General features: G+C 53.6%; 4 protein-coding genes. 1 reads left to right on the top strand and 3 read right to left on the bottom strand.

The genetic code is table 11. The features are described 5' to 3' along the window. Positions 1 to 155 precede the first annotated feature (155 nt). On the bottom strand, positions 156 to 926 hold the full coding sequence (locus H5U08_RS10815; RefSeq protein ID WP_297032891.1) for a hypothetical protein: 771 nt from the start codon (positions 924 to 926) through the stop codon (positions 156 to 158). A 27-nt stretch (positions 927 to 953) separates the two neighbouring features. Then, entirely contained in the window at positions 954 to 1,676 is a 723-nt protein-coding gene (locus H5U08_RS10810) for an RHS repeat-associated core domain-containing protein (RefSeq protein ID WP_297032890.1), read from the bottom strand. 634 nt (positions 1,677 to 2,310) lie between these two features. Between H5U08_RS10810 and H5U08_RS10805 the strand changes: the two genes are divergently transcribed. Next, on the top strand, positions 2,311 to 3,909 hold the full coding sequence (locus H5U08_RS10805) for a sulfatase-like hydrolase/transferase (protein ID WP_297032888.1): 1,599 nt from the start codon (positions 2,311 to 2,313) through the stop codon (positions 3,907 to 3,909). A 355-nt stretch (positions 3,910 to 4,264) separates the two neighbouring features. On the opposite strand, the gene H5U08_RS10800 is transcribed toward H5U08_RS10805, so the two are convergent. Further along, positions 4,265 to 4,528, bottom strand: a 264-nt coding sequence (locus H5U08_RS10800; RefSeq protein WP_297032886.1) for a hypothetical protein, incomplete at its 5' end; no start/stop codon positions are given.

Here is a 4,528-nt window from a genome sequence, read left to right as displayed (position 1 = left end):
ACCGGAATCGGCCGCCCCTTCTTAACAGGTCTGGTTATTTGAAGACTGTGCAAAGTTCGGTTGCTCCAATTGAAACCCATGGTTAAAACACGCGTCTATGCAATATCGTACACAATTTGCGGCTTCACAGCGCGGTGTCCCCTTAGGTTAGGCATCTAACTACGGGCAATGTTTGTACTCTGTGCGCATTTTCGATTGTCGCAAGTTGCCTTGTAAATATGACAATACCAGTACGCAGGGGCAGCCAATGGCCATAGTAGAACGAGTACTAATGCCCAAAATTTCCTCTGGTCTGGCCGCAGAGAGTCATTTCTAGATACATGGTACAAAAAATATCCCACAACAGTCATCGTCGCAAATGCCCCAATTGCTGCCACAAAGATAACACCAAATCCAATGGCCGGCGGTGGCTTCCACTCTATAAGAATCGAAAACATCACTAACACAAACGCACCGGCAAAAAGAAGCCAGCCGAGGCTGGCTGCACCCAACATGAGCGTCGCCGTGTGACCATGGGTCGGTTTCTGCCCCCGTTGGTCGTCAATATCGTGACATGGTTGGCTCTTAACGGCCACACTCGTTCTCAGCCCATCTGTGAAATCATTGGCCCGCGGTTTGTCCATTGTCCACCAAAACAACGGGCAGCCTATTGGGGCGAAACCCAGAAGTAACAACGCCCACATGATCTTTTGGTCGGGTGTAAGATGACTATCGTTGTAAACGCGATACACGTAATAAGCTGCTACGCAAAGAATCGCTAGTGAAACGACAATCCCTGTCACGAAGGTTACCGAAAACAACGTAGGGTCCCAAAAGCCGTGAGCAAACGATAATACCAAAACGCAAAATAATGGAAGATAGACCAGAATCGGCGCAAGGCTTGCCACGCCGCGAAGGTACCAGGTCAAAGAAAATCGCCGGAACATTCTACACCCTACAGCCAACGTGCGAGTTTAGAAATTTTTCCAAATCCCATGAACGACGGCCGTTACACCTCCACTTATGCCTACCTTGAAGATCCAATGCGGTACCCACGGGACGGAAATGCGCACACCGCAGCCCCAGCCCGAGTGGGGATTTAACCCAACCTGCCCCCAAATAACACCTACGCCGCCAGAGATGTCGACTGAAAACCCTTTTAAGAACTCCGAAACCGTACCCTGGCTTATAAATCCTTGCGCACCAATACTCAGCTCTACCCCGACTCCCAGGCGACGCGCAAGAATTATCGCCGCATTGCCTAAGGGGTCGGAGACAGAATAAACATACACACATCCGCCAACTGCGAAGCTAAAGCCACCGCCAATAATCACGCCCCGAACGACGTTGCCGTCGGGGTCAAGGGCCTCCAACGGGTCATTTTTAACGTACCGATACAAATTCCCATCACCTCCGGCGAAGCCGATCGGGTCCTTGCTCAGCCAGCGGCCTACCGAAGCATCGTACCAGCGGTTGAGGTTGTTTTGCAGTTGAGTGTCACTATCGAATGGTCTGCCGGTGAATAAAAAGAGACTATTACCGACTAATGACGGCCAGTTATCAGAGTAGAAAATGTCCCCTGTCGCCGGGTTACTCTCCGACGTCACCTTACCAAAAGCATCATAGATGAGATGGTTGACCACGGTGGTCATGTCGCTGCCCGAATTATACTTCGCGATGTCCCGAACCGTGTTCAAGTGGTTCGTCAGCGTCCACTGTACCGTTTCGCCACTGTCGTTGTCAACATTTGTGTCGCTGGAATGGAGCCATTGCGGAAATAGTCAACGGGCGAGCATTTTGCTGCTGCAGGAGAAAACTCGGCGGGTGTGTGTGGCCGGCCAGTCAAACAAATGCGTGACGTTTTGATCAATCGCCGGGGATGGTCAACCATGGCTTGATAAAGCCGGCGGTATTCCCCTCACTCCACCGCTTGGGCCGATTTGTGAATTTTCTTAACAACACACTGACCGTAGCCGAAGCCGATTCGGGGAGGGGCAATTCATGAACTGCGCCGACCGGAAGTTGCCCGAATTACACGGGTTACACGGGCTGTTTGTCGGTTCCCACCGCTGCTGCCTGTCCTGCCGGTGGGTCAATGTCCGTTATGCGATCGACGTGACTTCCCTGCGGTTGCATGTTGACAGACGTCCTGCACACGGTGGACAATAGGCTTTGCGTGGCCCAAGCTCCCGGCAACGTGCGCAGACGCGCTGAGGCGGGAGTCGCAGGTTGGCTTGTGGGACGCTATTTGCGAGAGAGTTGCTCGTCGAATTAAGCGTTTGTTAAAGGTTTTTGAGAGGTTAGTGGTTTTTTTTGGGGAGGCCTGTCACCATGTATCGGAGAGATCCTTTCTCTGTCGTCCGGGCAGTGGGAAAACTTGCCGGAATTACCGGGGTGTTGTGTCTTCTTGGCGTCAATTTTTCAACGACGTCGTCCTCAGCGGCCGAGCGACGGCCCAATTTTTTGTTCATTATTGTGGACGACCAATCGCCCAATGATCTCAAGATTTATAATCCGCGATCTATTCTCAGGACGCCGAACATCGATCGGCTGGCTGCGGAGGGGATGGTGTTCGATGGGGCCTATCATATGGGTTCATGGGTGGGCGCCGTGTGTTTGCCATCACGGACGATGATCATGACCGGGCGCACGGTGTGGCATATTCCGTGTCCGCAGCGGACTAACGCCAATCCCAACGCAAAGGATCCCAAACTTGTTCCTCCCGACCTGGCGAACTACACTCTGCCGGCGATCTTCAATCGGGCGGGATATGCCACAATGCACACCTGCAAGCGAGGAAACAGCTACGAACCGGCCAATGTGCAATTCGCCGTCAGACATGACGCCACCAAGCGCGGTCCGACAGACGAGACGGGCAGCGCCTGGCATGCCGAGCGGGTTCTGGAATACCTGGCTGATCGACAGGCCCGGGGCGATAAAAGACCGTTCCTCATCTATTTCGGTTTTTCCCATCCGCACGATACCCGTGACGGAAAGCCCGAACTGCTTGCCCATTATGGGGCGGTTAATCATGCCGATCGCAACACGCTGCCGCCTGCAAATCCGAAGCAGCCGTTGTTGCCGCTGAACTATCTGCCGGCTCATCCGTTCGACAACACCCATATGAATGTCCGTGACGAAGTGGCCGTCAGCGGTGTGTGGGATCGGCGTGATCCTCGCACCATTCGGAATGAGTTGGGCCGGGAATTCGCCTGTGTGGAAAATATTGACATTCAGATAGGCCGTGTCTTGCGGCGCCTGGAAGAAATGGGCGAATTGGAAAATACATATATTTTCTATACGGCTGACCACGGGATCGCGATTGGTTCGCATGGGTTGCAGGGGAAACAGAATCTCTACCAGCACACATGGCGCGTGCCGTTCATTGCGAAAGGTCCCGGTATCCCCGCCGGCAAACGGGTGGAGGGGAATATCTATCTGCTGGATGTGCTGGCCACATTATGCGACCTGGCGGGAATCGAAATACCCGAGACCAATGAAGGCATCAGCTTTCGGCCGGTGCTTGAAGGCAAGGCGGAAAAAATCCGCGATGTGCTCTATGGCGTCTATTGTGGCGGTGCGAAACCGGGGATTCGCTGCGTGAAGAAAGGTGATTGGAAACTCATCAAATACGAGGCGCCCGAGTTGGGTGTGCATGTCACGCAGCTTTTCAATTTGGCGGAAAACCCCCATGAGTTTTTGCCCGAGCACCACAAGCCGGAAGTGATCGCACTGACGGGCGTGACGCCGGAACCATACCAAACCAACCTTGCCGACGACCCACGATACGCTGAAAAACGCGCCGAGATGGAAGCGTTGCTGCTGGAGGAAATGCGGCGTCTGGACGATCCGTATCGATTCGAAGACCAGCCGCAGGATGATGTGCGGGGAACGGCGGAGCAAAAGTCAACACAAAAAGCGAGCCGATAACGGGGTCGCCATTGTGAGAAACGCTGGCCCTGTTCGCGGGACAGGGGCCGTCCGTTTTTCGTCATAGTGGAGTCGTTAGAAGTTATTGATTCCGCCGGGCTCCGGCACGGTTATTCGTCTTCTGGGGTTGAATCCCCAGTGCGCGAAATATCGCAGTGCAATCAAAAATCCCGTGAAATCCATTATTTACGTGGAAAACCACGGGGTTTTTCGTGTCTTCTAGAGTATCAGGTCGATACAAACCGTACTCGGTACGGCGCACCGACCACCAGAAGCAGCCTGGGGGAGATTTGCGCTCAATTCTGTGAGGCGACACCACTGGATGACGGGGCGCCGGAAGGGGCGGTTCTGGCTCTCACACGCGGCCATTCCCCCAGCCGATCTGCACCCAGCGGCCAACGCGGGCATCATACCAGCGGTTGAGGTTGTTTTGAAGTTGAGTATCACTATCGAACGATCTGCCCGTGAATAAAAAGAGACTATCAATCGCCGGATTACTTTCCGGAACCTCTGCACAATTCCTGGGTAACGGCATTATAATCTGAGGGGTTACAACTGTTGATAGAAAGAGAAGGAGTACTACAGCGGCATAATTGACTGGACAGGACGCGACCATGGC

This window comes from Thermogutta sp., from assembly GCF_014359955.1.
Lineage (GTDB): Bacteria > Planctomycetota > Planctomycetia > Pirellulales > Thermoguttaceae > Thermogutta.
Note: the sequence above shows the minus strand (reverse complement) of the source record. Positions and strands in the feature narration are given on the sequence as shown.

Coding starts and splice junctions, on each gene's coding strand:
- H5U08_RS10815 (WP_297032891.1), bottom strand. CDS start 926: ATGTTCCGGCGATTTTCTTTGACCTGGTACCTTCGCGGCGTGGCAAGC.
- H5U08_RS10805 (WP_297032888.1), top strand. CDS start 2,311: ATGTATCGGAGAGATCCTTTCTCTGTCGTCCGGGCAGTGGGAAAACTT.